Raw genomic sequence first — 22,656 nt, 5'->3', positions numbered from 1 at the left:
GTCGCCAATTCAGCCACAGTTCCGTTTGGGTACACGGTCCGGACACCTAAGCTGTTAGCTCATACCAACTTCACATGCAATGATCAGCATGTCAGCAGGACATGACGCGACCAGCACAGGCGAGGGGGTTCAGCGATGGCGATCCGCCGGCTGCGTACGAGCTTTCTCGTGCTGCTGGGACTGCTGAGCTGTGCCGGCGTAGCCGCCCCACGCGCGCACGCCGACGCTGTCGACGACCAGTTCCTCAACGCGATGCGGTCCAAGGACATCCATTTCGGCTCGTCGCAAGCAGCTCTGCTCGCCGGCCATCAGGTGTGCAACGAACTCGACCAGGGCAAGCAGAAGAGCGACGTCGCCAACGACGTGTCCACCAGCAGCAACCTCGACGGCTATCACGCGGGGTTCTTCGTCGGCTTGAGCATCGCCGCGTTCTGCCCCAGGCATCACGCGTCAAATTAAGTTTGTGTGTCCGTCTCGGATTCGCGGGCTCGGCACACATACACTCTGGCGATACGCCTCACCGGGAGTCGAACTGATCAGCAGAGTGTTCTCCGTCGTCGTCGCCGCGCTGTGCGCCGCCCTGGTCACCGCCACCGCGGTCGGCGCCGAAGATGAGGCCGAGCCCAACATGTTCACCGAGCTCAGTTGCACGTGCGACGTGGTGCCGAGCGAGGCCATCGCCTCCGGGGACCCGGTCAGCGCAGGGATCAAGGACGGTCTTGCCGGGTTGCCGGGAGCTCTCGGCGACTGACGAACTCCCGGTGCGCGCCCGTCACCGGATCGTCGAATTCGATGCGCTGCGCCAGCAACTGCAGCGGCGTGGTGAAGTCGCCGTCGGGGACGGCTATGACGTTGGGGTACAACGGATCTGCGAAGATCGGCAGCCCCAGCGACGCCATGTGCACCCGCAACTGGTGGGTGCGTCCGGTGCGTGGCGTGAGCCGGTAGAGACCGTCGGGCGACAGCAGCTCCACCAGTGTCTCGGCGTTGGCAGGTCCCGGTTCGCAGACTGCCTGCAGTTGGCCTCGATACTTGACGATGCGGGTGCGCACCAGCTGCGGCAGCGTCACCGCCGGGTCGACCGCCGCTCGGGCCAGATAGACCTTGCTGACCTCGCCCCGGGCGAACAGCGTCTGATAGGCGCCCCGGATCTCACGTCGGGTGGTGAACAGCAGGACGCCGGCCGTCAGCCGGTCCAGCCGGTGCGCGGGGCTGAGTTCGGGTAGGTCCAACGAGCGCCGCAACCGCACCAGCGCGGTCTGCGCGACGTGGCGTCCGCGCGGCATGGTCGACAGGAAGTGCGGTTTGTCGGCGACGACGATGTTGTCGTCGCGGTAGAGCACCGGGATGTCAAACGGCACCGGCACCTCGTCGGGCAGGTCGCGGTACAGGTAGACGTGCGCGCCGCCGGGCAGCACGGTCGCGTCGTCGATCACCGTGCCGTCGGCGTCGACGACTTCGCCGGCCAGGACTTTGGCGCGCGCGGGCGCGCCGAACCGCGCGGTCAACTCCGCCAGGACCGGCCCGCCGTACATCCGGACCCGTGCCGGACCCAGCCCGTCGCGAACCGGCAGCGGGGCGGCCCTCAATTCAGGGGCACCGGTTCGAGGATCTCCGCGCGCGCCTCGGGTGCGCTGGCGCGCAACTCGTCGGCGGACACGTCGTCGGGCTGGGCCTGCGACAGGATCTCGGCGGTCACCCGCGCCTTGTAGTTGTCGACCTCGCGATCCACGTCGGCCGCACTCCAGCCCAGCACCGGCGCCACCAGCTCGGCCACCTCGCGCGCGCAGTCGACGCCGCGGTGGGAGTACTCGATCGAGATCCGCATCCGGCGCGCCAGGATGTCCTCGAGGTGCAGCGCCCCCTCAGCCGCGACGGCGTAGAGGGCTTCCACTTTCAGGTACCCGGGCGCGTCGGTGATCGGCCCCAGCAAGCTGGGGTCTTTGGCCGCCATCGCCAGTACCTCGTCGATCAGCGACCCGTAGCGATCCAGCAGGTGGCGCACCCGGTAGGGGTGCAGGCCACGCATCGCGCCGACGTTCTGGGTCTGGTTGATCAGGGCGAAGTAGCCGTCGGCGCCCATCAACGGCACCTTCTGGGTGATCGTCGGCGCGACCCGGGCCGGAATGAACTCGGCGGCGGCATCCACCGCGTCGGCCGCCATCACCCGGTAGGTGGTGTACTTGCCGCCGGCGATCGCGACCAGGCCGGCCGCGGGCACCGCCACGGCGTGCTCCCGGGACAGCTTGGAGGTCTCCTCACTCTCCCCGGCCAGCAGCGGCCGCAGCCCGGCGTAGACACCGTCGATGTCGGCGTGCGTCAACGGGGTGGCCAGCACGGTGTTGACCGTGCCCAGGATGTAGTCGATGTCGGCCTTGGTGGCCGCTGGATGGGCCAGATCGAGGTTCCAGTCGGTGTCGGTGGTCCCGATGATCCAGTGGCTGCCCCACGGGATAACGAACATCACCGACTTCTCGGTGCGCAGGATGATCGCGACGTCGCTGACGATGCGGTCCCGCGGCACCACCACGTGCACGCCCTTGGAGGCGCGCACCTTGAACCGGCCGCGTTGCTTGGACAACGCCTGGATCTCGTCGGTCCAGACTCCGGTCGCGTTGATCACCACGTGCGCGCGGACCTCGGTGATCTCGCCGTCCTCGGAGTCGCGCACCCGCACCCCGGTGACCCGGTCGCCCTCCCGCAGCAGCGCCACCACCTGGGTGGACGACCGCACCACCGCGCCGTAGTGCGCCGCGGTGCGCGCCACCATCATGGTGTGCCGGGCGTCGTCGACCACGGTGTCGTAGTAGCGGATGCCGCCGATCAGCGAGTTGCGCTTGAGGCCCGGGCTCAGCCGCAACGCCCCGGCGCGGGTCATATGCTTCTGCGCCGGCACCGATTTCGCGCCGCCCAGACTGTCGTAGAGGAAGATGCCCGCAGCCATGTAGGGCCGTTCCCACAGTCGCTTGGTCAGCGGGAACAGGAACGGCAGCGGCTTGACCAGGTGCGGCGCCAGCGTGGTCAGCGACAGCTCGCGTTCGAACAGCGCCTCGCGCACCAGGCCGAACTCGAGTTGTTCCAGATAGCGCAGGCCGCCGTGGAACATCTTCGAGGAGCGACTCGAGGTGCCCGAGGCGAAGTCACGCGCCTCCACCAGCGCCACCTTCAGCCCGCGGGTGGCCGCGTCCAGGGCGCAGCCCGAGCCCACCACCCCGCCGCCGATCACCACGACGTCGAATTGCTCGGTACCGAGACGCTCCCAGGCGAGTGCCCGCTGTTCGGGGCCCAGGGCCGACGCGGCGGGTTCGCTCTCGATCGGGTTGCTCACGACCACAGACTCCTGTCGGTTACTCGTCAGTAGCGGTACTCAGCCAAGGCTAGTGGGTTGCCGGTCCTCGAGTCGGTCTTCACTCTGTGAATTCGACGATCAGTCCAGATCGTCGTGGGCCATCAGCCGCCGGGCGGCCTCGGTGATCGAACCGGACAGCGACGGATAGACGGCCAGGGTCTGGGCCAACTCGTTGACCGTGATCCGGTTCTGCACCGCGACCGCGATCGGCAGGATCAGCTCCGAGGCGATCGGCGCCACCACCACCCCACCGATCACCACGCCGGTGGATTTGCGGCAGAAGATCTTGACGAAGCCCTGCCGCAGCCCCGACATCTTGGCGCGGGCGTTGGTGTGCAGCGGCAGCATGATGGTCCGGGCGCTGAACTCGCCGTCGTCGATCGCCGACTGGGGGACCCCGACGGCGGCGATCTCCGGCCGGGTGAACACCGTCGCCGCGACCGTGCGCAGCCGGATCGGGCTGACACCTTCGCCCAGCGCGTGATACATCGCGATGCGGCCCTGCATCGCCGCCACCGACGCCAGCAACAGCAGGCCGGTGCAGTCGCCCGCGGCGTAGATGCCCGGCACCGACGTCCGCGACACCCGGTCCACCTTCAGATAGTCGCCGGGGCCCAGCTCGATGCCGACCCGCTCCAGCCCGAGACCACTGGTGTTGGGGACCGACCCGATGGTCATCAACGCGTGGCTGCCCTCGACGGTGCGTCCGTCGGTCATGGTGACCAGGACGCCGTTGCCGGTGCGCTTGACCGACTCGGCGCGCGCGTTCTTGAACAACTTCACGCCGCGCTCGGCGAACGACTCTTCGAGCACCGCCGCGGCGTCGGCGTCTTCGTAGGGCAGCACCCGGTCGCGGCTGGCCGCCACCGTCACCGGCACCCCGAGCTCGGTGTAGGCGTGCACGAACTCCGCGCCGGTCACCCCCGAGCCCACCACGACGAGGTGTTCGGGCAGCTCCTTGAGGTCGTAGAGCTGCCGCCAGGTCAGGATGCGCTCGCCGTCCGGCTGCGCCGACGGCAGGACACGCGGGCTGGCGCCGGTGGCGATCAGCACGACGTCGGCGTCGTGCTCGGTGACGGTCCCGTCCGCGGCCGTAGCTTTGATCCGGTGCCGGGCCAGGTTGGGGGCCGGGTCGATCAGCTCACCGCGCCCGGCCACCAGGTGCACGCCCACATCGCGCAGTTGCGCCGCGATGTCCTCGGACTGCTCGACGGCGAGGTTCCTGACCCGCGCGTGGATCTGCGGCAGGTCGATCTTGGCGTCGTCGATGTCGATCTCGAAGCCGAGTCGCGGCGCCCGGCGCAGCTCGGTACGCAGCCAGGTCGAGGCGATGAAGGTCTTGGACGGCACGCAGTCGTCGAGGACGGCCGCGCCGCCGATGCCTTCGGAGTCGACGACCGTGACTTCGGCATCGGGGCGCGAGTTGGCGGCCACCAGGGCCGCCTCGTATCCGGCCGGGCCGCCGCCGAGGATCACGATGCGCGTCGTCACAGCCACCAAACCTAGCGTCTAAGCTTTCCCCGTGCCGCTCTACGCCGCGTACGGCTCGAACATGGATCCCGAGCAGATGCTCAAGCGCGCACCGCACTCGCCAATGGCCGGAACCGGCTGGTTGCCGGGCTGGCGGCTGACGTTCGGCGGGGAGGACATCGGCTGGGAGGGTGCGCTGGCCACCGTCGTCGAGGAGCCCACCTCGCAGGTGTTCGTGGTGCTCTACGACATGACGCCGGCCGACGAAATGAACCTGGACCGGTGGGAGGGCTCGGAGTTCGGCGTGCACAAGAAGATCCGCTGCCGCGTGCAGCGGGAATCCTCCGACACCGACATCGACCCGGTGTTGGCGTGGCTCTATGTGCTGGATGCCTGGGAGGGCGGGCTGCCGTCGGCGCGCTACCTCGGTGTGATGGCCGATGCAGCCGAAAAGGCCGGCGCCCCAGCCGATTACGTGCACGATCTGCGGACCCGCCCGGCCCGCAACATCGGTCCGGGGACCAGCGCCTGAGGCTTTCCGGTGCGCCCTGGTGCGCCCTGGTGCGCCCTGGTGCGCCGAGCGTCCTCATAGGTGCGGCGAAATGCCCGTTGTGACGGCATTTTCAGGCCGCTGGTGACGGTCCCGCCGCGCGACCTCGGTCCAGTCGCGTTCTGAGCCGGTGCACGAGATGCCAGGGTTCACACCTGACGTCCTGGGCCACCATCGCCACGACCATGAAGCCCAGATCCTGCAGCGCCGCGGTCCGGAGTCGGTCGTATCTGAACGCTTCGGGACTGCTGTGCGAGTCCACGCCGTCGTACTCGGCGACGACACGACATTCCGGCCAGGCGAAGTCGACCCGCCACAGCCGCCCGGTCAGGTCGACGATGTTGTACTGCAGCACCGGTTCCGGCAGTCCGCCGTCGATCATGACCAGGCGGGCTTCGCTCTCCATCGGCGACTCGGCCAGCGGTGACGCCAGCGGAAGCAGCGCCCGGGCGGTGCAGATGCCGCGACGCCCGGCCTGCGACTCGACGGCTTCGGCCAGCTCGTCGGGCCGGCAGCGACCGCTGCGCAGGGCCGCGTCCAGAGTAGCCAGCGCACGCGGCCGGCGCAGGCTGCGCGCCACCTCGATCGCTGTCCACGCGGGCGTCGTCGTCGGCCGGCCGCGCACTGATACCAGTGGCGCGTCCTCGCGGCGGTGCACCACGAGACCCCGCGTGGAGTGCAGGTGGCCCTGGTCGGGGTTGAGCACGTGCAGGTCGGTGTCGCGTTCGGTGGCAAACCCGTAACCGGCCGCGGCCGTGTGCAGGCAGATGGCGACCGTCGTGCCCGCCAACAGGTCGAGCCCGCGCAGTCGCAGAGCAGCGGTGTCGCGGCCGCTGCCGTAGACGCCGTGCCAGATCCGGCGCAGCTCGCCGCGCCGGACGCAGGTCTCCAGGTTGCGGCGGCTGACCATGCCCAAGGCCTGGGCCGCGGTGACGACGCCCTGTTGTTCGTTAAGCAGCTGACCGAGTCCGGCATGCACGCGGCCCATCTTCGGCACCACGTAACGCACCCACAATTCACCGCGCGAGCGTCCTCAAAATGCCGGTCGCAGAGCCGTTTTCGCGCACATATGGGGCCGCTCGGCAGTAACAAGCAGACCGAAGTACCTCAGAAGGGAGCGGATTGCTCGATGATGTTGGCCATCACCCGCACGCCGATGGCCAGGGCGCGCTCGTCGAGGTCGAAGGTGGGCTGGTGCAGGTCGAGCTGCGGCCCCTCGCCCGACCAGACCCCCAACCGGGCCATCGCCCCGGGTATCTCCTCGAGGTACCAGGAAAAGTCCTCGCCGCCGCCGGACTGCCGGGTGTCGGCCAGCACGTCCGGGCCGACGGCCTCGATCGCGTGGGTGAGGATGCGGGTCGAGACGTCTTCGTTGACCACCGGCGGCACGCCGCGCCGGTACTGCAGCGTGTGCTCGATGGCCAGCGGCGACAACAGGCCCGCGACGGCGTCCCGGATGATCGCTTCGAGATCGACCCACGTCTGCCGGCTGGCGGTGCGCACCGTGCCCGCCAGCACCCCGGACTGCGGAATGGCGTTGGGCGCGTTGCCGGCGTTCACCGCCCCCCACACCAGCACGGTGCTGTTGCGCGGGTCGATGCGGCGCGACAACACACCCGGCAGGCCGGTGATCACCGTGCCGAGCCCGTAGACCAGGTCGGCGGTCAGGTGCGGGCGCGAGGTGTGCCCGCCGGGCGAATGCAGCGTGATCTCGAGCTGGTCGGCCGCCGAGGTGATCGGCCCCAGCCGCACTGCGACCTTGCCCACCTCGAGCCGGGGATCGCAGTGCAGCGCGAAGATCCGCGACACCCCGGTCAGCGCACCGGCGGCGATCGCATCGATCGCACCCCCGGGCATCAGCTCCTCGGCGGCCTGGAAGATCAGCCGCACCCCCACCGGCAGCTCAGGCACCGACGCCAGCGCCAGCGCGGTGCCCAGCAGGATCGCGGTGTGCGCGTCGTGACCGCAGGCATGTGCGACGTCGGCGACGGTCGAGGCGTACGGCGCGCCGGTCCGCTCGGCCATCGGCAACGCGTCCATATCGGCGCGCAACGCGATCCTGGGTTGGTGCTCGGGGCCGAAATCGCAGGTCAAGCCGGTGCCGCCGGGCAGCACCTTAGGGTTCAGCCCGGCGTTGGCCAGCCGCTCGGCGACGAACTGCGTGGTGGCGAACTCTTGTCGGCCCAGCTCGGGGTACCGGTGGATGTGTCGGCGCCAGTCCACCAGGTCGTCGTAGTGCGCGGCCAGCCAGGATTCGGCGCTGTCGACCAGACTCATGACGCCACCCGGCGTTCCCGCAGCTCCAGCACCCGCTCGCGTTGACCGGAGTCGGATGCGAGCGCGACCACCGTGCGCGCCAGCATGATCGCGCCCTCCACGACGGCCCGGTCGGCGCTGGGTCCCGCGGCCGCGGCGGCGAAGGCCCGCTGATGCACGGTGGCGCCGCCGGCGTCGACGCCGATCACCGGATGAATGCCCGGCATCACCTGCGTCACGTTGCCCATGTCGGTGCTGCCCATCGGCAGTCCCACCTCGACCGCGGCGGGCACCGGCTCGCGACCCAGCCGCCGCATCTCCGCACGGAACACGTTGGCCAGCCACTCGTCGGGCTGCAACTCCAGGTACGCCGGGCCGGCCGCGTCGATCTCGTATTCACAGCCCGTGGCCAGCGCCCCCGCGGAAAAACACGCGTAGGCGCGGCCTTCCAGCTCGCGCAGCGAATCGGAGTCGATCGCGCGCATCGCGTACTGCAACGCGGCGCGGCCGGGGATCACGTTCACGGCCTGTCCGCCGTCGGTGACGATGCCGTGCAACAGCTGTCCGGGCGCCAACTGCTGGCGCAGCAGGCCGACCGCGACCTGCGCGACGGTGACCGCATCGGCGGCATTGACCCCCAGCTGCGGGGCGACCGCGGCGTGCGATTCCTTGCCCCGGTAGTGCACGGTCACCTCGGACAGGGCCAGCGACCGCGCCCCGGCGATGTCGGTGGGCCCGGGATGCACCATCACCGCCACCGCGACGTCGTCGAACGCCCCGGCTTGCAGCATCAAGGCCTTGCCGCCGCCCGATTCCTCGGCCGGCGTGCCCAGCAGGGCCACCGTCAGGCCGAGTTCATCGGCGACGTCGGCCAACGCCAGCGCTGCGCCCACCCCCGCGGCCGCAATGATGTTGTGTCCGCAGGCGTGCCCGATCTCGGGCAGCGCGTCGTACTCCGCGCACACCCCGACGACCAGCGGGCCGCTGCCGAACTCCGCCCGGAACGCGGTGTCCAGTCCGGCGACCGGGCCGATCTGAAACCCGCGCTGGGCGATCAGCTCTTTGGCCTTGGCACAGCTGCGGTGCTCGGCGAACGCCAGCTCGGGCTCGGCGTGGATGGCGTGGGAAAGCGCTACCAGGTCACCGCCGCGCCGGCGCACCACTTCTTCGACGCGGTCCAGTGCTACGGGCATCTCGGCAGTATCTCATCGGTGCCCATGCCATCGGTCAGACCCGTGCGGCAAGGAACTGCGCGGCCTGGCCCGGCCAGGGCGGGTTCTCGTAGGCGTGATGCGCCTCGCGGTCGCGACCCCCGACCACGCAGACCGGATCGTTCTCGCTGCACAGGTCGATCGCCCGGCCCGCGAACCCGCCGGAGGTGGACAGCGGGGTGTTGAACCGGTTGCCGGGGTTGCCGAACACCGCGACGGCGGTGACGCGCCCGGTCAGGAACGGATCCAGCGGCGCAGCCGAGCCGAACGTGCCGATCCGCTCACCCAGCGGCGGCACCCCCGCCAGCATCGAGATCGCGGCCGCACCCTGGGAGAAGCCGCCGAGCGCGATCTTGGTGTTGGGGCACTGTTCGGCCATGAAGGCGATGTGGTCGCGGGCGTCGTTGGCCGCGTCGCCAGTGGTGAGGAAGTTGTAGCTGGCCGCGTAGTTGATCGGGTACACGCCCAGGCTGCGGCCGCCCAGGGCGGGGCCCAGCGCGGCCAGCAGCGCGTCCCCGACCCGGCCCAGGCCGGGCGGTTCAGCGGTGCCGCGGGCGAAGACGAGTTCGACGTCGGGGCACTCGTCGGCGATCGCGCGGGGCGGGGGGGCGATCAGCAGCGCGAGGACGGCAGCGAAAATTACGGCGGCCAGCACAACACAGGACGGTTCGCGCAATCTCACAGAGCCGATCATCACACACCTCCGGAGTGCGGGGCGCGACGAGCTAGGCTCGCGCAATGTGACCAGCATGGCGCCCCGTCCTGACGAGATCGCGGCGCAGGCTGCTCGCGTCATCGCCGAACGCACCGGTATCGACCGGCACGACGTCGCGGTGGTGCTGGGGTCGGGATGGTCACCGGCGGTCACCGCGCTGGGCGCCCCGACCGCCGTGTTGCCCCAGGCCGAGATCCCCGGCTTCGCCCCGCCGCAGGCCGCCGGTCACGCGGGTGAGTTGCTGTCGGTGCCGGTCGGCGCGCACCGGGTGCTGGTGCTGGCCGGCCGCATCCACCCTTACGAAGGACACGACCTGCAGCACGTCGTGCACCCGGTGCGGGCAGCGTGCGCCGCAGGGGCCCGGATCGTGGTGCTGACCAACGCGGCGGGCGGGTTGCGGGCCGACATGGCGGTCGGCCAGCCGGTGCTGATCAGTGACCACCTGAATCTGACCGCGCGCTCACCCCTGGTCGGTGCGCACTTCGTCGACCTCACCGACGCCTACGCGCCGCGGCTGCGGGCGCTGGCCCGCGACTGCGATCCGCAGCTCACGCAAGGCGTCTACGCCGCCCTGCCGGGGCCGCACTACGAGACCCCCGCCGAGATCCGGATGCTGCAGGTGCTCGGCGCCGACCTGGTCGGGATGTCCACCGTGCACGAGACGATCGCCGCGCGGGCGGCGGGTGCGGAGGTGCTGGGCGTGTCGCTGGTGACGAATCTGGCGGCCGGGATCTCCGGTGCGCCGTTGAGTCACGCCGAGGTGCTGGCCACCGGCGCCGCGGCCGCCGCCCGGATGGGGTCGCTGCTGGCCGACGTGATCCGCCGGGTGCCGTGACCCCGGAAACCTGGATCGCGCACGACCCTGACCCCCAGACGGCCGCCGAACTCGCCGCGCTGGATCCCGACGAGCTGGCCGCGCGCTTCGCCCGACCGCTGCGGTTCGGCACCGCCGGGTTGCGCGGGCCGGTGCGCGGCGGCCCCGACGCGATGAACCTGGCCGTGGTGCTGCGCGCGACCTGGGCGCTGGCCCGGGTGCTCGACCGGCCCGGCACCGTGATCGTGGGACGCGACGCCCGGCACGGCTCGGCGACGTTCGCCACTGCTGCCGCCGAAGTGCTTGCCGCTCAGGGTTTTTCAGTGCTGCTATGCAGCGCTCCGGTGCCTACGCCGGTGGTCGCCTACGCGGTGCGCGCCACTGGAGCGGTCGCCGGCGTGCAGATCACCGCCTCGCACAACCCGGCGGGCGACAACGGCTACAAGGTGTACCTCGACGGCGGTGTGCAGATCATCTCCCCCGCCGACCGCCGGATCGAAGCCGCGATGGCCGACGCTCCCCCGGCCGACCAGATCGCCCGCACCCCGGTGCCGCCCGCCGACACCGATCTGGTCGAGCGCTACATCCGGCGGGCGGCCGCAGTGCGGCGCGGCGACGGCACGGTGCGGGTGGCGTTGACGCCGATGCACGGGGTGGGCGGCGCGGTGGCCGTCGAGACGCTGCGCCGGGCCGGCTTCGCAGATGTGCACACCGTCGCCGCGCAGTTCGACCCCGACCCCGACTTCCCCACCGTCGCCTTTCCCAACCCGGAGGAGCCGGGTGCCACCGATGCGCTGCTCGCGCTGGCCGCCGACGTCGGCGCCGACGTTGCGATCGCGCTGGACCCCGACGCCGACCGGTGCGCTGTCGGGATACCCGGGCCGAGTGGCTGGCGGATGCTTTCCGGTGACGAAACCGGGTGGCTGCTGGGCGATTACATTCTGTCCCGGCACCGCGGCGACCCTCCCACGGTGGCCAGCACCGTGGTGTCGTCCCGGATGCTGGCCGCGATCGCCGCGCACCGTGGCGCGCGGCACGTCGAGACCCTGACCGGGTTCAAGTGGCTGGCCCGCGCCGACGCCGATGAGCCGGGCAGCCTGGTGTACGCCTACGAGGAGGCGATCGGGCACTGCGTCGACCCGGCCGCGGTCCGCGACAAGGACGGCATCAGCGCCGCGGTGTTGTGCTGCGATCTGGTGGCCTCGCTGCGCGGCCGCACGGTCTCCGACGCGCTCGACGACCTGGCCCGTCGCCACGGCGTGCACGAGGTCGCCGCGGTGCCGCGCCGGGTCGCCGACACCGACGAGGCCGCCGCGCTGCTGCGTCGGCTGCGCGAGGCACCGCCGCCCGAGCTGGCCGGCTTCGACAGAACCGCCAGCGCCGACGCGCTGATCTTCACCGGCGGTGCCGACCAGACGTCCGTACGGGTGGTGGTCCGGCCGTCGGGTACCGAGCCGAAACTCAAGTGCTACCTCGAGATTCGCTGCACACCCAGCGCAGACCTGGAGGCTGCCCGCATCCGCGCGCGTTCGGTGCGCGACGAACTGGTGGCTGCGATAGCCCGCTGGTGACTCAGCGCGGACCGAACTGACGATCGCCGGCGTCTCCGAGTCCGGGCACGATGTAGGCGATCTCGTTGAGCCCGTCGTCGATGGCCGCGGTGAACAGGCGCGCGTCCGGCGCCACCTTTTCCATCGCCACCACCCCGTCCGGCGCCGCCACCACGCACAGCGCGGTGAGGTCGGTGGCGCCACGCTCCTGCAGCTGCTCGATGGTGTGCGCCATCGAGCCGCCGGTGGCCAGCATCGGGTCCAGGATCAGCACCGGCAGCCCGGACAGGTCGTCGGGCAGCGACGCCAGGTAGGGCACCGGCTGGGCGGTCTGCTCGTCGCGGGCCACACCGACGAACCCGACGTGCGCTTCGGGCAGCAGGGCATGTGCCTCGTTGACCATGCCCAGGCCGGCCCGCAGCACCGGCACCAGCAGCGGCGGACGCGCCAGCTTGGACCCCGTCGTCTCGGCGAGTGGCGTGCGGATCGGCACCGGGACACTGGGCGCCTCACGCAGCGCCTCGTAGACCAGCATCACCGTGAGTTCGCGCAACGCGGCGCGGAACGTGGCATTGTCGGTTCGCTCATCACGCAGCACGGTCAGCCGGGCGGCGGCCAGCGGGTGATCGATGACGTGCACGTCCATCGGCCCGACCCTATATAACGATCGGGTGCAGGCCGGCTGACACGCGCGTCGTCGTGCGGCCGGCCGGCCATTCCCAGCCCTATACTCCGGGCGTGCGACGCCATCTGACCAGCCTTTTCTGTGCTATGGCGGTGCTCTGCGCGCTGCCGCTGCCCGCGGCGCGGGTGAGCCTGGCCGCCGCGACCCTGCCCAGGTATGCGCACGTGGTGATGGTGATCGAGGAGAACCGCTCGCAGGCCGACATCGTCGGCAACAAGGCGGCACCGTTCCTCAACGCGCTTGCGGCCGGCGGCGCCATGATGGCGCAGTCGTTCGCCGAGACCCACCCCAGCGAACCCAATTATCTGGCCCTGTTCGCGGGCAGCACCTTCGGCGTCACCAAGGACAGCTGCCCGCTCAACGCGGGTGCCGCCCCGAACCTGGCGTCGGAGTTGCTGGCCTCCGGCCGCACCTTCGGCGGCTATTCCGAGGACCTGCCCGCGGTCGGTTCGCCGGTGTGCAGCGCGGGCAAGTACGCCCGCAAGCACGTGCCGTGGGTGAACTTCAGCAATGTGCCGGCCAATGTCTCGGTGCCGTTCTCGGCGTTCCCGCAGCCGGGCGGCTACGCGAACCTACCCACCCTCTCGATCGTCATCCCCAACAACGACAACAACATGCACGACGGGTCGATCGCCCAGGGCGACGCCTGGCTGAACACCCACCTCGCCGCGTACGCCACCTGGGCCAGGACCAACAACAGCCTGCTGATCGTGACGTGGGACGAGGACGACGGCGGTCCCCGCAACCAGATCCCGACGGTGTTCTACGGCGCGCACGTGCAGCCGGGCAGCTACAACGAGACCATCAATCACTACAACCTGCTGGCCACGCTCGAGGAGATGTACGGGCTGCCCAAAACGGGCCTGGCGGCCACCGCCGCACCCATCGCAACTATTTGGGGCGGATAAGCCGGGTCGGGCCGGGTCGCTATTGTGTGCCGCATGGCTGCTGACCTCGTGCCCATCCGCCTGAGCCTGTCCGAGGGGGACCGTTACACGCTGTGGGCGCCCCGCTGGCGCGACTCCGGGGACGAGTGGGAAGCGTTTCTGGGCAAGGACGACGACCTGTACGTTTTCGAGAGCGTCGCCGACCTGGTCGCTTTCGTGCGCAGCGACGCCGACAACGACCTGACCGACCACCCGGGCTGGCAGAGCGTCACCGAGGCGCACGCCCAGAAGCTGGAACCCGCCGAGGACAACCAGTTCGACCTGGTGGCGGTCGAGGAGCTGGTCGCCGAGAAACCGACCGAGAAATCGGTGACGGCGCTGGCCGGAGCGTTGGCCATCGTCTCGTCCATCGGGTCGGTCTGCGAGTTGCCGGCGATCTCGAAGTTCTTCAACGGCAACCCGATGCTGGGCACGGTCTCGGGCGGCATCGACCACTTCGCCGGGAAAGCCGGTCAGAAGCGGTGGAACACGATCGCAGAGGTGATCGCACGTAGCTGGGACGACGTGCTCGAGGCCGTCGACGACATCGCCACCGTCCCCGAGGTCGACGAGGACCTCTCGGCCAAGGCGGCTGCAGAACTCGACGAGGAGATCGAAGAAGACGAAGAGCCGGCCGTCACGGAGGACGCCGACGAGGCCGCCGAGCCGGAAGACGAGGCCGACGAGGCTGCGGCCGACGAAGACGAAGACGAAGACGAAGCCGAAGAAGACGACGACGACGAAGAAGAAGAAGGCCGCGCCGAAGGCGACACCGTGGTGCTCGGTGGCACCGACGACTTCTGGACGCAGGTCGGCATCGACCCGATCCAGATCATGACCAGCTCGGGCACCTTCTATACCCTGCGCTGTTATCTGGACGACCGGCCGATCTTCCTGGGCCGCAACGGCCGGATCAGCGTGTTCGGCTCCGAGCGGGCGCTGGCGCGCTACCTCGCCGACGAGCACGATCACGACCTGTCGGACCTGAGCACCTACGACGACATCCGGACCGCCGCCACCGACGGCTCGCTGAAAGTCGACATCACCGACGAGAACGTCTACGTGCTCAGCGGACTGGCCGACGACTTCACCGACGGACCGGAAGCGGTGGACCGCGAACAGCTCGACCTCGCCGTCGAGCTGCTGCGCGACATCGGGGACTATTCCGAGGAGAGCACCGTCGACAAAGCGCTGGAGACGAACAAGCCGCTGGGCAAGCTGATCGCCTACGTGCTGGAGCCGGACTCGGTGAGCAAACCCGCCGGACCGTACGCCGCGGCGGTGCGGGGCTGGGAAAAGCTGGAGTCCTTCGTGGATTCGCGGCTGCGGCGCGAATAGGACGAGACCGGTATGGCTGACGTGGTGGTTGCGGCGCCGGAGCTCATCGCGCAGGCTGCGACCGATCTGGCGGCCATCGACTCGGCGCTGCGCGCAGCGCACCTCACCGCCACGGCGCCCACCCAGGGCATTGTTCCCTCGGCCGCCGACGAAGTGTCCGGCGCCGTCGCGCAACTGTTCGCCGAATTCGGCCGGGATTACCAGAGCGTGGCCGGGCAGGTTGCCGCCTATCACGAGAAGTTCGTGCAGCAGCTCGGGGCGGCAGCCGGCGCCTACGCGGGCGCCGAGTCCGCCAGCGCGGCATCGCTGCAGCCGCTGCCCGCCGCCACGTTGACCGACGTCGTGACCTCGATCATCGGCGACGTGACGTCGCTGTTTTTCCAGCTCGCGGCCGCTCTCTACTACGTGTTGTTCCTGATGCTGATCCCGATCTACGCCGCGCTCGCGATCTATCTGCCCTTCGCCTACCTGGGGTCGCTACTGGGGATCTAGACCGGCGACGCACGCCGCCAGGATGTCGTCCCAGTATTTGAGTGCGAAATGACCGTTGCCGGGGGCCCAGTGCAGATCCACCTCGGGGATCGCGTCCTCGAGATATTCGCCGATCGCCCGCGGGATGAAGGAGTCCTCGTCGCCCTGCCAGATATGCGTCGGCACCGCGACCTGACCGACCTCGAACCCCCACGGCCGGTAGATCAGAAACGACTCGTACGCGGCGCCCCGGCCGCCCTGCCGGAACGCTTCACGCTGGACGGCGCCGAAGTGCCGCAGGAAGAGCTCGTCGCGCATGTGGTCCCGGTCGATGTCGGGCAGTGACAGTGTCACCAGCCGGCCGAACAGGCCCGACGCGAATTGCGCACACCAGCCCAGCGGCACGTACGCGGCGTTGAAGATCCAGATACCGCGTTGTGCGGCACGGAAGTAGAGCGCGTCGGTCCGACTGAGACTGGCCCGGATGCGCGGTGTCACCAGCGGACCCCACGGTGCCAGCGCTCCCACGAACTTCAGCCGCGCCGGCGGGATCAGCGCCCCGCACGCGAACAGGTGCGGCCCGGCACCGGAATGCCCGACGACGCCGAACTCGCCCAGTCCGAGCCCGTCGGCCAGGGCACACACGTCGGCCGGCCAGTCCCGGAACCGGCGCCCACGCTGCAAGGTCGACTGCCCGAACCCGGGCCGGTCCACTGCGATCAGCCGGATGCCGTGCCGGCGCGCAGCACCGTCGGCAAAGGCGCCCTCCAACCGGCAACTCGGGGTGCCGTGAAAGTAGAACGCGGGATAACCCGCGGTGTCGCCGTACTCGAGATAGGCCAAGCTGCGTCCGTCGGGCAGGGTGAACGTCGACGCCTCGTCGACGCGAACACGCTCGGGCAGCTGCACACCATTGATCGTATTCAGCCGATCAGCACCGCGTACTGCGGCTTGATCACGTCATCGATGATGGCCAGCCGCTCGTCGAACGGGATGAAGGCGGATTTCATCGCATTGATGGTGAAGCGCTGCAGATCGCTCCAGCCGTAGCCGAACGCCTCGACCAGACGGAACATCTCCTCGCTCATCGTGGTGTCGCTCATCAACCGGTTGTCGGTATTGACGGTCACCCGGAAACGGCTGCGGGCCAGCAGGTCGAACGGGTGCTCGGCGATGCTGGCGACCGCACCGGTCTGCACGTTGGAACTGGGGCACATCTCGAACGGAATCCGCTTGTCCCGCAACAGTGATGCCAGCCGACCCAGCCTGACCGCACCATCGACGATTTCGATGTCGTCGACGATGCGCACGCCGTGACCGAGCCGGTCGGCGCCGCAGAACGCGATCGCCTCATGGATGGACGGCAGGCCGAATGCCTCCCCCGCGTGGATTGTGAAGCGCGCGTTGTTATCCCGCATGTATTCGAACGCATCCAGGTGCCTGGTCGGCGGGTGGCCGGCCTCGGCTCCGGCGATGTCGAATCCGACTACGCCCTTGTCCCGGAACCGGATCGCCAGCTCGGCGATCTCGCGGGACATGGCGGCGTGCCGCATCGCGGTCACCAGGCAGCGCACCTTGATACCGTGACCAGTTGCGGCACATGCTTTTTCGCCGGCCGCGAAGCCCTCCAGCACCGCGTCCACCACCTGGTCGAAGGACAGGCCGCGGTTGATGTGCAGCTCGGGGGCGAACCGGACCTCGGCGTACACCACCGAGTCCGCGGCCAGATCTTCCACGCATTCGTGGGCCACGCGATACAGCGCGTCGGGCGTCTGCATCACCGCCACGGTGTGCGAGAACGGTTCCAGATAACGCTCCAACGAGCCGCTGTGCGACTGGGTGCGAAACCACGTCGCCAGCGCGTCGGCGTCGGTGACCGGCAGCCCGTCGTAGCCGATCTCAGCGGCGATCTCCAGCACCGTGGCCGGCCGCAGCCCGCCGTCGAGGTGATCGTGCAGCAGCGCCTTGGGCGCCGTGCGGATCTGTTCCAGGTCCAGGTTCATGGTGTGATCCGATCGATAATCAATGGCCTGCGCTCGGGCGGGTGGTCGGCCACGTGCCAGGCGCCGTCGAGTTCGGCCAGCGCCGGACCGAGCCGCCCGGGCGTCTCGGTGTGCAGGGTGAACAACGTCTCGCCGGCAGCCACCGGATCGCCCGGGCGGCGATGGATCCGGATCCCGGCGCCATGCTGTACCTGCGCACCCGGCCGGGACCTGCCCGCGCCGAGCCGCCACGCCGCCAACCCCACCGCCATCGCGTCAATGTCGCCCATTGTGCCGCCCCGGGTGGCTGCGACGGTTTCCGAATGCCCACCAACCGGCAACGGTTTCGCCAAATCTCCGCCCTGCGCGGCGACCAGCCGACGGAAGCTGTCCATCGCGGTCCCGTCGCGCAAGGTCTGTGCTGGATCGCGGCCGTCCAGGCCGGCCAGCTCCAGCATCTCGGCGGCCAGCCGCACGGTCAGTTCCACCACGTCGGGCGGCCCGCCACCGGCCAGCACCTCCAGCGACTCCTGCACCTCCAGCGCGTTGCCGACGGTCAGCCCCAGTGGGCACTGCATGTCGGTGAGCAGCGCGCGGGTGGGGACGCCGTGCGCGAGCCCCAGCTCGACCATGGTGTGCGCCAGCTCGCGGGACTCCGCCTCGGTCTTCAGGAAAGCCCCGGAACCGACCTTGACGTCCAGCACCAGCGCGCCGGCACCCTCGGCCAGTTTCTTGCTCATCACCGAACTGGCGATCAACGGCAGGGATTCGACGGTCCCGGTGACGTCGCGCAGCGCGTACAGCTTGGCATCCGCCGGCGCCAGTTCACCGGCGGCGAAGATGGCGGCGCCGACGTCGCGCAGCTGTTCGCGCACCCGCTGACCGGACAGGTCCGCGGTGAACCCGGGGATGGATTCCAGTTTGTCCAGGGTGCCGCCGGTGTGGCCCAACCCACGTCCGGCCGCCTGCGGCACCGTGCCGCCACAGGCGACGACGACGGGCACCAGCGGCAGCGTGATCTTGTCGCCGACACCGCCGCTGGAATGCTTGTCCACAGTCACCCGGCCCAGCTCGGTGAAATCCAGTCGTGGGCCCGACGCCAGCATCGCCGCCGTCCAATCGGTGATCTCGCCGCGGTCCATGCCGCGCAGGAAGATCGCCATCAACAACGCCGACATCTGTTCGGGGGCCACCCGGCCGCCGGTGTAGCCGTCGATCACCCAGTCGATCGCGGCCCCGGAGAGCCGGCCGCCGTCCCGCTTGGTGCGGATCACCGTCGGTGCGTCAAATGCGAAGTCTGTCAAGACGATTCCCGACCCAGATCGTCGGGACCGAACGCGTCCGGGAGCAGCTCCGCCAGGCGTCGCGGCCCACGCGGGTGGTCGATCAGCAGTTGCGGACCGCCGTGTTCGAGCAACACCTGGCGACAACGCCCGCACGGCATCAGCGGCGCACCGCGCCCGTCGACGCAGGCCAGCGCGATCAGTCGGCCCCCACCGGTGGCGTGCAGCGCGCACACCAGCCCGCATTCCGCGCAGAGACCAAGGCCATATGAGACATTCTCCACATTGCAACCGGTGACCACCCGGCCGTCGTCCACCAGCGCCGCCGCCCCCACCGGGAACCCCGAGTACGGGGCGTACGCCAGCGCGGCCGCACCGATTGCTTTGTCCCGCAACATGTTCCAATCAATGCCAGGCACTGCGCAACCCCGCTCAACCAATGACTGCCTTCAGGTAAAGCCACCCTAACCTGAAAACAACATGCGATTCTGATCGGATGGTTCGGGACTACGGGCCACCTCGCGGCGTTATGTTTGGTAGCGGTTCTGCAAGGCTTTTCCCGGGCCGCTTCCAGGCCTCTTTCGAAGGCGGGTGATTCAGACGACGACGACCGCGGACCCGGCACCGCTGGGATCCTCTCGCAAACGAAGGCCGCCGCGGACCCTGTACCGGGGCGACCCCGGCATGTGGGCGTGGGTGTTGCACCGCATCAGCGGCGCCACGATCTTCTTCTTCCTGTTCGTGCACGTGCTGGACGCCGCCGTGCTCCGGGTGAGCCCGCAGACCTACAACGAGGTCTTGTCGACCTACAAGACCCCGATCGTCGGGCTGATGGAATTCGGTCTGGTGGCGGCGGTGCTCTTCCACGCGCTCAACGGGATCCGGATCATCCTGATCGACTTCTGGGCCGAAGGTCCGCGCCACCAGCGCACCATGCTGTGGATCGTCGCCGTCGGGTTCCTGGTGCCGTTCGTGATGGCCGGGGTGGTCATCGGCATTCACGCCTGGGATCACCTGCGATGAGCACACCCGATCTGCAGCTCGGCCCGGGCCAGGTCGCCCCGGTGCGGCAACGCAGCTACGACCGGCCGGCCAGCCTGGACAACCCGCGCTCGCCGCGGCGTCGCGCCGGCATCCCCAACTTCGAGAAATTCGCCTGGCTGTTCATGCGGTTCTCCGGGATCGCGCTGGTGCTCCTGGCGATCGGGCATCTGTTCATCATGCTGATGTGGGACGACGGTGTTTACCGCATCGACTTCAACTTCGTCGCCCAGCGCTGGGCGTCGCCGTTCTGGCAGTTCTGGGATCTGGCCCTGTTGTGGCTGGCGCAACTGCACGGCGGCAACGGTCTGCGCAACATCATCGACGACTACACCCGCAAGGACGTCACCCGCTTCTGGCTGAACAGCATCCTGCTGCTGTCGATGGGGTTCACGTTGGTGCTGGGCACCTACGTGATCGTGACCTTCAACCCGAACATCTCCTGAGAGGGGCGCCTTGATCCAGCAACACCGATACGACGTGGTGATCGTCGGGGCGGGCGGAGCCGGGATGCGGGCCGCGGTGGAGGCCGGCCCCCGCGTCCGCACCGCAGTGCTGACCAAGCTCTACCCCACCCGCAGCCACACCGGCGCCGCCCAGGGCGGCATGTGCGCCGCGCTGGCCAACGTCGAAGAGGACAACTGGGAGTGGCACACCTTCGACACCGTCAAGGGCGGCGACTACCTCGCCGACCAGGACGCCGTGGAGATCATGTGCAAAGAGGCCATCGACGCGGTGCTGGACCTGGAGAAGATGGGGATGCCGTTCAACCGCACCCCGGAGGGCCGCATCGACCAGCGCCGGTTCGGTGGGCACACCCGCGACCACGGCAAGGCCCCGGTCCGGCGGGCCTGTTACGCCGCCGACCGCACCGGCCACATGATCCTGCAGACGCTGTACCAGAACTGCGTCAAGCACGATGTGCAGTTCTTCAACGAGTTCTACGCATTGGACCTGGTGCTCACCCAGACCCCCACCGGGCCGGTCGCCACCGGGGTGGTGGCCTACGAACTGGCCACCGGTGAGATCCACGTCTTCCACGCCAAGGCGGTCGTGCTGGCGACCGGCGGATCCGGCCGGATGTACAAGACCACCTCCAATGCGCACACGCTGACCGGGGACGGCATCGGGATCGTGTTCCGCAAGGGACTCCCGTTGGAGGACATGGAATTTCACCAGTTCCATCCGACCGGCCTGGCCGGTCTGGGCATCCTGATCTCCGAGGCGGTGCGCGGCGAGGGCGGCCGGTTGCTCAACGGGGAGGGCGAACGCTTCATGGAGCGCTACGCCCCGACCATCGTCGACCTGGCGCCGCGCGACATCGTCGCCCGGTCGATGGTGCTCGAGGTGCTGGAAGGCCGGGGCGCCGGCCCGCACAAGGACTACGTCTACATCGACGTCCGTCACCTCGGCGAGGAGGTGCTGGAAGCCAAGCTGCCCGACATCACCGAGTTCGCCCGCACCTACCTGGGTGTGGACCCGGTGCACGAACTGGTCCCGGTCTACCCGACCTGCCACTACGTGATGGGCGGCATTCCGACCACGGTCACCGGCCAGGTGCTGCGCGACAACACCAACACCGTGCCCGGACTGTTCGCGGCCGGCGAGTGCGCGTGCGTCTCGGTGCACGGCGCCAACCGGCTGGGCACCAATTCGCTGCTGGACATCAACGTCTTCGGGCGCCGCGCGGGCCTGGCCGCCGCCGCGTACGCGCGGGGGCATGACTTCTCCGACATGCCGCCCGAACCCGCGGCGATGGTGCAGGGCTGGGTCGCCGACATCCTCTCCGAGCACGGCAACGAGCGGGTCGCCGACATCCGCGGTGCCCTGCAACAGACCATGGACAACAACGCCGCGGTGTTCCGCACCGAGGAAACGCTCAAGCAGGCACTCACCGACATCCATGCGCTCAAAGGGCGGTACTCCCGAATCACCGTGCAAGACAAGGGGAAACGGTTCAACAGCGACCTGCTGGAGGCTATCGAGCTCGGCTTTCTGCTGGAGCTCGCCGAGGTCACCGTGGTGGGTGCGCTGAACCGCAAGGAGTCGCGCGGCGGACACGCCCGCGAGGACTACCCCAACCGCGACGACATCAACTACATGCGCCACACCATGGCCTACAAAGAAGGTGCCGACCTGATCAGCGACATCCGGCTGGACTTCAAGCCGGTGGTGCAGACCCGGTATGAGCCGAAGGAGCGGAAGTACTGATGACTGCCGAGCCAGAGGTCCAAACGCTCGAACCCCCGCTGCCGCCGGTCCCGGACGGCGCGGTGATGGTGACGCTGAAGATCGCCCGGTTCAACCCGGACGACCCGGAGAAGTTCGCGGCCACCGGTGGCTGGCAGAGCTTCCGGGTGCCGTGTCTGCCCAGCGACCGGCTGCTGAACCTGCTGCTGTACATCAAGGGCTACCTGGACGGGACGTTGACGTTCCGCAGGTCGTGCGCGCACGGGGTGTGCGGCTCGGACGCGATGCGGATCAACGGCGTCAACCGGTTGGCCTGCAAGGTGCTGATGCGCGATCTGCTGCCCAAGAAGCCCGGCAAGAAACTCACCATCACCGTCGAACCGATCCGCGGGCTGCCGGTGGAAAAAGACCTCGTGGTCGACATGGAACCGTTCTTCGAGGCCTACCGCGCAATCAAGCCGTACCTGATCACCAGCGGCAATCCCCCTACGCGCGAACGTATTCAGAGCCCGACCGACCGCGCCCGCTACGACGACACCACCAAGTGCATCCTGTGCGCCTGCTGCACCACCAGCTGCCCGGTGTTCTGGAACGAAGGCAGCTACTTCGGGCCGGCGGCCATCGTCAACGCGCACCGGTTCATCTTCGACAGTCGCGACGAGGCGGCCGCCGAACGCCTGGACATCCTCAACGAGGTCGACGGGGTGTGGCGTTGTCGCACCACGTTCAACTGCACCGAGTGCTGCCCGCGGGGCATCGAGGTGACCAAGGCGATCCAGGAAGTCAAACGCGCCGTGATGTTCACGCGCTGAGTCAGCTCGGCGG

The 22,656-nt window shown here is 69.2% G+C and carries 24 protein-coding genes; 12 read left to right on the top strand and 12 right to left on the bottom strand.

The genetic code is table 11. From position 1 onward, the window contains the following. Positions 1 to 135 precede the first annotated feature (135 nt). A complete protein-coding gene (locus AC5Y6Y_RS07190; protein ID WP_463828317.1) occupies positions 136 to 459 on the top strand; it encodes a DUF732 domain-containing protein in 324 nt (107 codons plus the stop codon). Between the two features lie 85 nt (positions 460 to 544). Continuing rightward, entirely contained in the window at positions 545 to 751 is a 207-nt protein-coding gene (locus AC5Y6Y_RS07185; protein ID WP_463828318.1) for a hypothetical protein, read from the top strand. Here the strand turns inward: AC5Y6Y_RS07185 and AC5Y6Y_RS07180 are convergent. The 3 genes from AC5Y6Y_RS07180 to AC5Y6Y_RS07170 all read right to left on the bottom strand — a co-directional run bounded on the left by AC5Y6Y_RS07180 (position 708) and on the right by AC5Y6Y_RS07170 (position 4,840). Further along, positions 708 to 1,535 (bottom strand): pseudouridine synthase, encoded by an 828-nt coding sequence (locus AC5Y6Y_RS07180; protein ID WP_473139794.1) that lies wholly within the window; start codon positions 1,533 to 1,535, stop codon positions 708 to 710. The two genes, AC5Y6Y_RS07185 and AC5Y6Y_RS07180, sit on opposite strands and share 44 nt — an antisense overlap. A 50-nt stretch (positions 1,536 to 1,585) precedes the next feature. Then, a complete protein-coding gene (locus AC5Y6Y_RS07175; protein ID WP_463828319.1) occupies positions 1,586 to 3,328 on the bottom strand; it encodes a glycerol-3-phosphate dehydrogenase/oxidase in 1,743 nt (580 codons plus the stop codon). Between the two features lie 99 nt (positions 3,329 to 3,427). Beyond that, the gene (locus AC5Y6Y_RS07170) at positions 3,428 to 4,840 is read right to left on the bottom strand and encodes an NAD(P)H-quinone dehydrogenase (RefSeq protein WP_463828363.1); all 1,413 of its coding nucleotides are present in this window, start codon (positions 4,838 to 4,840) and stop codon (positions 3,428 to 3,430) included. 31 nt (positions 4,841 to 4,871) lie between these two features. Between AC5Y6Y_RS07170 and AC5Y6Y_RS07165 the strand changes: the two genes are divergently transcribed. Further along, entirely contained in the window at positions 4,872 to 5,351 is a 480-nt protein-coding gene (locus tag AC5Y6Y_RS07165; RefSeq protein WP_463828320.1) for a gamma-glutamylcyclotransferase family protein, read from the top strand. A gap of 91 nt (positions 5,352 to 5,442) precedes the next feature. Here AC5Y6Y_RS07165 and AC5Y6Y_RS07160 read toward each other — a convergent pair whose 3' ends face one another. The 4 genes from AC5Y6Y_RS07160 to AC5Y6Y_RS07145 all read right to left on the bottom strand — a co-directional run bounded on the left by AC5Y6Y_RS07160 (position 5,443) and on the right by AC5Y6Y_RS07145 (position 9,518). Then, on the bottom strand, positions 5,443 to 6,348 hold the full coding sequence (locus AC5Y6Y_RS07160) for a type IV toxin-antitoxin system AbiEi family antitoxin (protein WP_473139795.1): 906 nt from the start codon (positions 6,346 to 6,348) through the stop codon (positions 5,443 to 5,445). A gap of 128 nt (positions 6,349 to 6,476) precedes the next feature. Then, positions 6,477 to 7,646 (bottom strand): M20 family metallopeptidase, encoded by a 1,170-nt coding sequence (locus AC5Y6Y_RS07155; protein ID WP_473139726.1) that lies wholly within the window; start codon positions 7,644 to 7,646, stop codon positions 6,477 to 6,479. Beyond that, complete coding sequence (locus tag AC5Y6Y_RS07150) at positions 7,643 to 8,818, bottom strand: M20 family metallopeptidase (protein WP_473139727.1); 1,176 nt, start codon at positions 8,816 to 8,818, stop codon at positions 7,643 to 7,645. Before AC5Y6Y_RS07150 ends, AC5Y6Y_RS07155 begins: the two co-directional genes overlap by 4 nt. Before the next feature lie 34 nt (positions 8,819 to 8,852). Continuing rightward, complete coding sequence (locus tag AC5Y6Y_RS07145; protein ID WP_473139728.1) at positions 8,853 to 9,518, bottom strand: cutinase family protein; 666 nt, start codon at positions 9,516 to 9,518, stop codon at positions 8,853 to 8,855. Positions 9,519 to 9,585: 67 nt separating this feature from the next. Here AC5Y6Y_RS07145 and AC5Y6Y_RS07140 point away from each other — a divergent pair, with 67 nt between their 5' ends. Both AC5Y6Y_RS07140 and AC5Y6Y_RS07135 read left to right on the top strand, forming a co-directional pair. Next, positions 9,586 to 10,386, top strand: a complete 801-nt coding sequence (locus tag AC5Y6Y_RS07140) for a purine-nucleoside phosphorylase (RefSeq protein ID WP_473139729.1) — start codon at positions 9,586 to 9,588, stop codon at positions 10,384 to 10,386. Further along, complete coding sequence (locus tag AC5Y6Y_RS07135; protein ID WP_473139730.1) at positions 10,383 to 11,936, top strand: phospho-sugar mutase; 1,554 nt, start codon at positions 10,383 to 10,385, stop codon at positions 11,934 to 11,936. The genes AC5Y6Y_RS07140 and AC5Y6Y_RS07135 overlap by 4 nt, the downstream gene beginning before the upstream one ends. A 1-nt stretch (position 11,937) precedes the next feature. Here the strand turns inward: AC5Y6Y_RS07135 and upp are convergent, their stop codons facing one another. Continuing rightward, positions 11,938 to 12,561: a uracil phosphoribosyltransferase gene (gene upp, locus AC5Y6Y_RS07130; protein WP_473139731.1), complete on the bottom strand. Its 624-nt coding sequence runs from the start codon at positions 12,559 to 12,561 to the stop codon at positions 11,938 to 11,940. Positions 12,562 to 12,686: 125 nt separating this feature from the next. Here upp and AC5Y6Y_RS07125 point away from each other — a divergent pair, with 125 nt between their 5' ends. From AC5Y6Y_RS07125 to AC5Y6Y_RS07115, 3 genes are read left to right on the top strand one after another with little or no spacing between them, the layout of a single operon-like run. Further along, entirely contained in the window at positions 12,687 to 13,508 is an 822-nt protein-coding gene (locus AC5Y6Y_RS07125; RefSeq protein WP_473139796.1) for an alkaline phosphatase family protein, read from the top strand. 33 nt (positions 13,509 to 13,541) lie between these two features. Further along, on the top strand, positions 13,542 to 14,864 hold the full coding sequence (gene satS / locus AC5Y6Y_RS07120) for a protein export chaperone SatS (protein ID WP_473139732.1): 1,323 nt from the start codon (positions 13,542 to 13,544) through the stop codon (positions 14,862 to 14,864). Positions 14,865 to 14,876: 12 nt separating this feature from the next. Continuing rightward, entirely contained in the window at positions 14,877 to 15,356 is a 480-nt protein-coding gene (locus AC5Y6Y_RS07115; RefSeq protein WP_473139733.1) for a PE family protein, read from the top strand. On the opposite strand, the gene AC5Y6Y_RS07110 is transcribed toward AC5Y6Y_RS07115, so the two are convergent. Genes AC5Y6Y_RS07110 through AC5Y6Y_RS07095 form a run of 4 tightly spaced genes read right to left on the bottom strand, consistent with a single transcriptional unit; the run spans position 15,342 to position 19,019 of the window. Further along, positions 15,342 to 16,238, bottom strand: a complete 897-nt coding sequence (locus AC5Y6Y_RS07110) for an alpha/beta fold hydrolase (protein ID WP_473139797.1) — start codon at positions 16,236 to 16,238, stop codon at positions 15,342 to 15,344. The genes AC5Y6Y_RS07115 and AC5Y6Y_RS07110 overlap by 15 nt on opposite strands. 20 nt (positions 16,239 to 16,258) lie before the next feature. Further along, positions 16,259 to 17,338 carry an adenosine deaminase gene (locus AC5Y6Y_RS07105; RefSeq protein WP_473139734.1) on the bottom strand — a complete coding sequence of 360 codons (1,080 nt, stop codon included), beginning with the start codon at positions 17,336 to 17,338 and terminating at the stop codon, positions 16,259 to 16,261. Further along, complete coding sequence (locus AC5Y6Y_RS07100) at positions 17,335 to 18,621, bottom strand: thymidine phosphorylase (RefSeq protein WP_473139735.1); 1,287 nt, start codon at positions 18,619 to 18,621, stop codon at positions 17,335 to 17,337. The genes AC5Y6Y_RS07105 and AC5Y6Y_RS07100 overlap by 4 nt, the downstream gene beginning before the upstream one ends. Then, positions 18,618 to 19,019, bottom strand: a complete 402-nt coding sequence (locus AC5Y6Y_RS07095; RefSeq protein ID WP_473139736.1) for a cytidine deaminase — start codon at positions 19,017 to 19,019, stop codon at positions 18,618 to 18,620. The genes AC5Y6Y_RS07100 and AC5Y6Y_RS07095 overlap by 4 nt, the downstream gene beginning before the upstream one ends. Positions 19,020 to 19,284: 265 nt before the next feature. Here AC5Y6Y_RS07095 and sdhC point away from each other — a divergent pair, with 265 nt between their 5' ends. From sdhC to AC5Y6Y_RS07075, 4 genes are read left to right on the top strand one after another with little or no spacing between them, the layout of a single operon-like run. Further along, a complete protein-coding gene (sdhC, locus tag AC5Y6Y_RS07090; protein WP_463828332.1) occupies positions 19,285 to 19,623 on the top strand; it encodes a succinate dehydrogenase, cytochrome b556 subunit in 339 nt (112 codons plus the stop codon). Further along, a complete protein-coding gene (locus AC5Y6Y_RS07085; RefSeq protein ID WP_463828333.1) occupies positions 19,620 to 20,087 on the top strand; it encodes a succinate dehydrogenase hydrophobic membrane anchor subunit in 468 nt (155 codons plus the stop codon). The genes sdhC and AC5Y6Y_RS07085 overlap by 4 nt, the downstream gene beginning before the upstream one ends. Positions 20,088 to 20,097: 10 nt before the next feature. Then, the gene (gene sdhA, locus AC5Y6Y_RS07080) at positions 20,098 to 21,852 is read left to right on the top strand and encodes a succinate dehydrogenase flavoprotein subunit (protein WP_473139737.1); all 1,755 of its coding nucleotides are present in this window, start codon (positions 20,098 to 20,100) and stop codon (positions 21,850 to 21,852) included. Next, a complete protein-coding gene (locus AC5Y6Y_RS07075) occupies positions 21,852 to 22,643 on the top strand; it encodes a succinate dehydrogenase iron-sulfur subunit (protein WP_473139738.1) in 792 nt (263 codons plus the stop codon). The genes sdhA and AC5Y6Y_RS07075 overlap by 1 nt, the downstream gene beginning before the upstream one ends. Positions 22,644 to 22,656 lie beyond the last annotated feature (13 nt).

The organism is Mycobacterium sp. NGS24 (assembly GCF_059813065.1).
The sequence above is the reverse complement of the archived record's forward strand: the minus strand, read 5'-3'. Positions and strand labels throughout refer to the sequence as shown.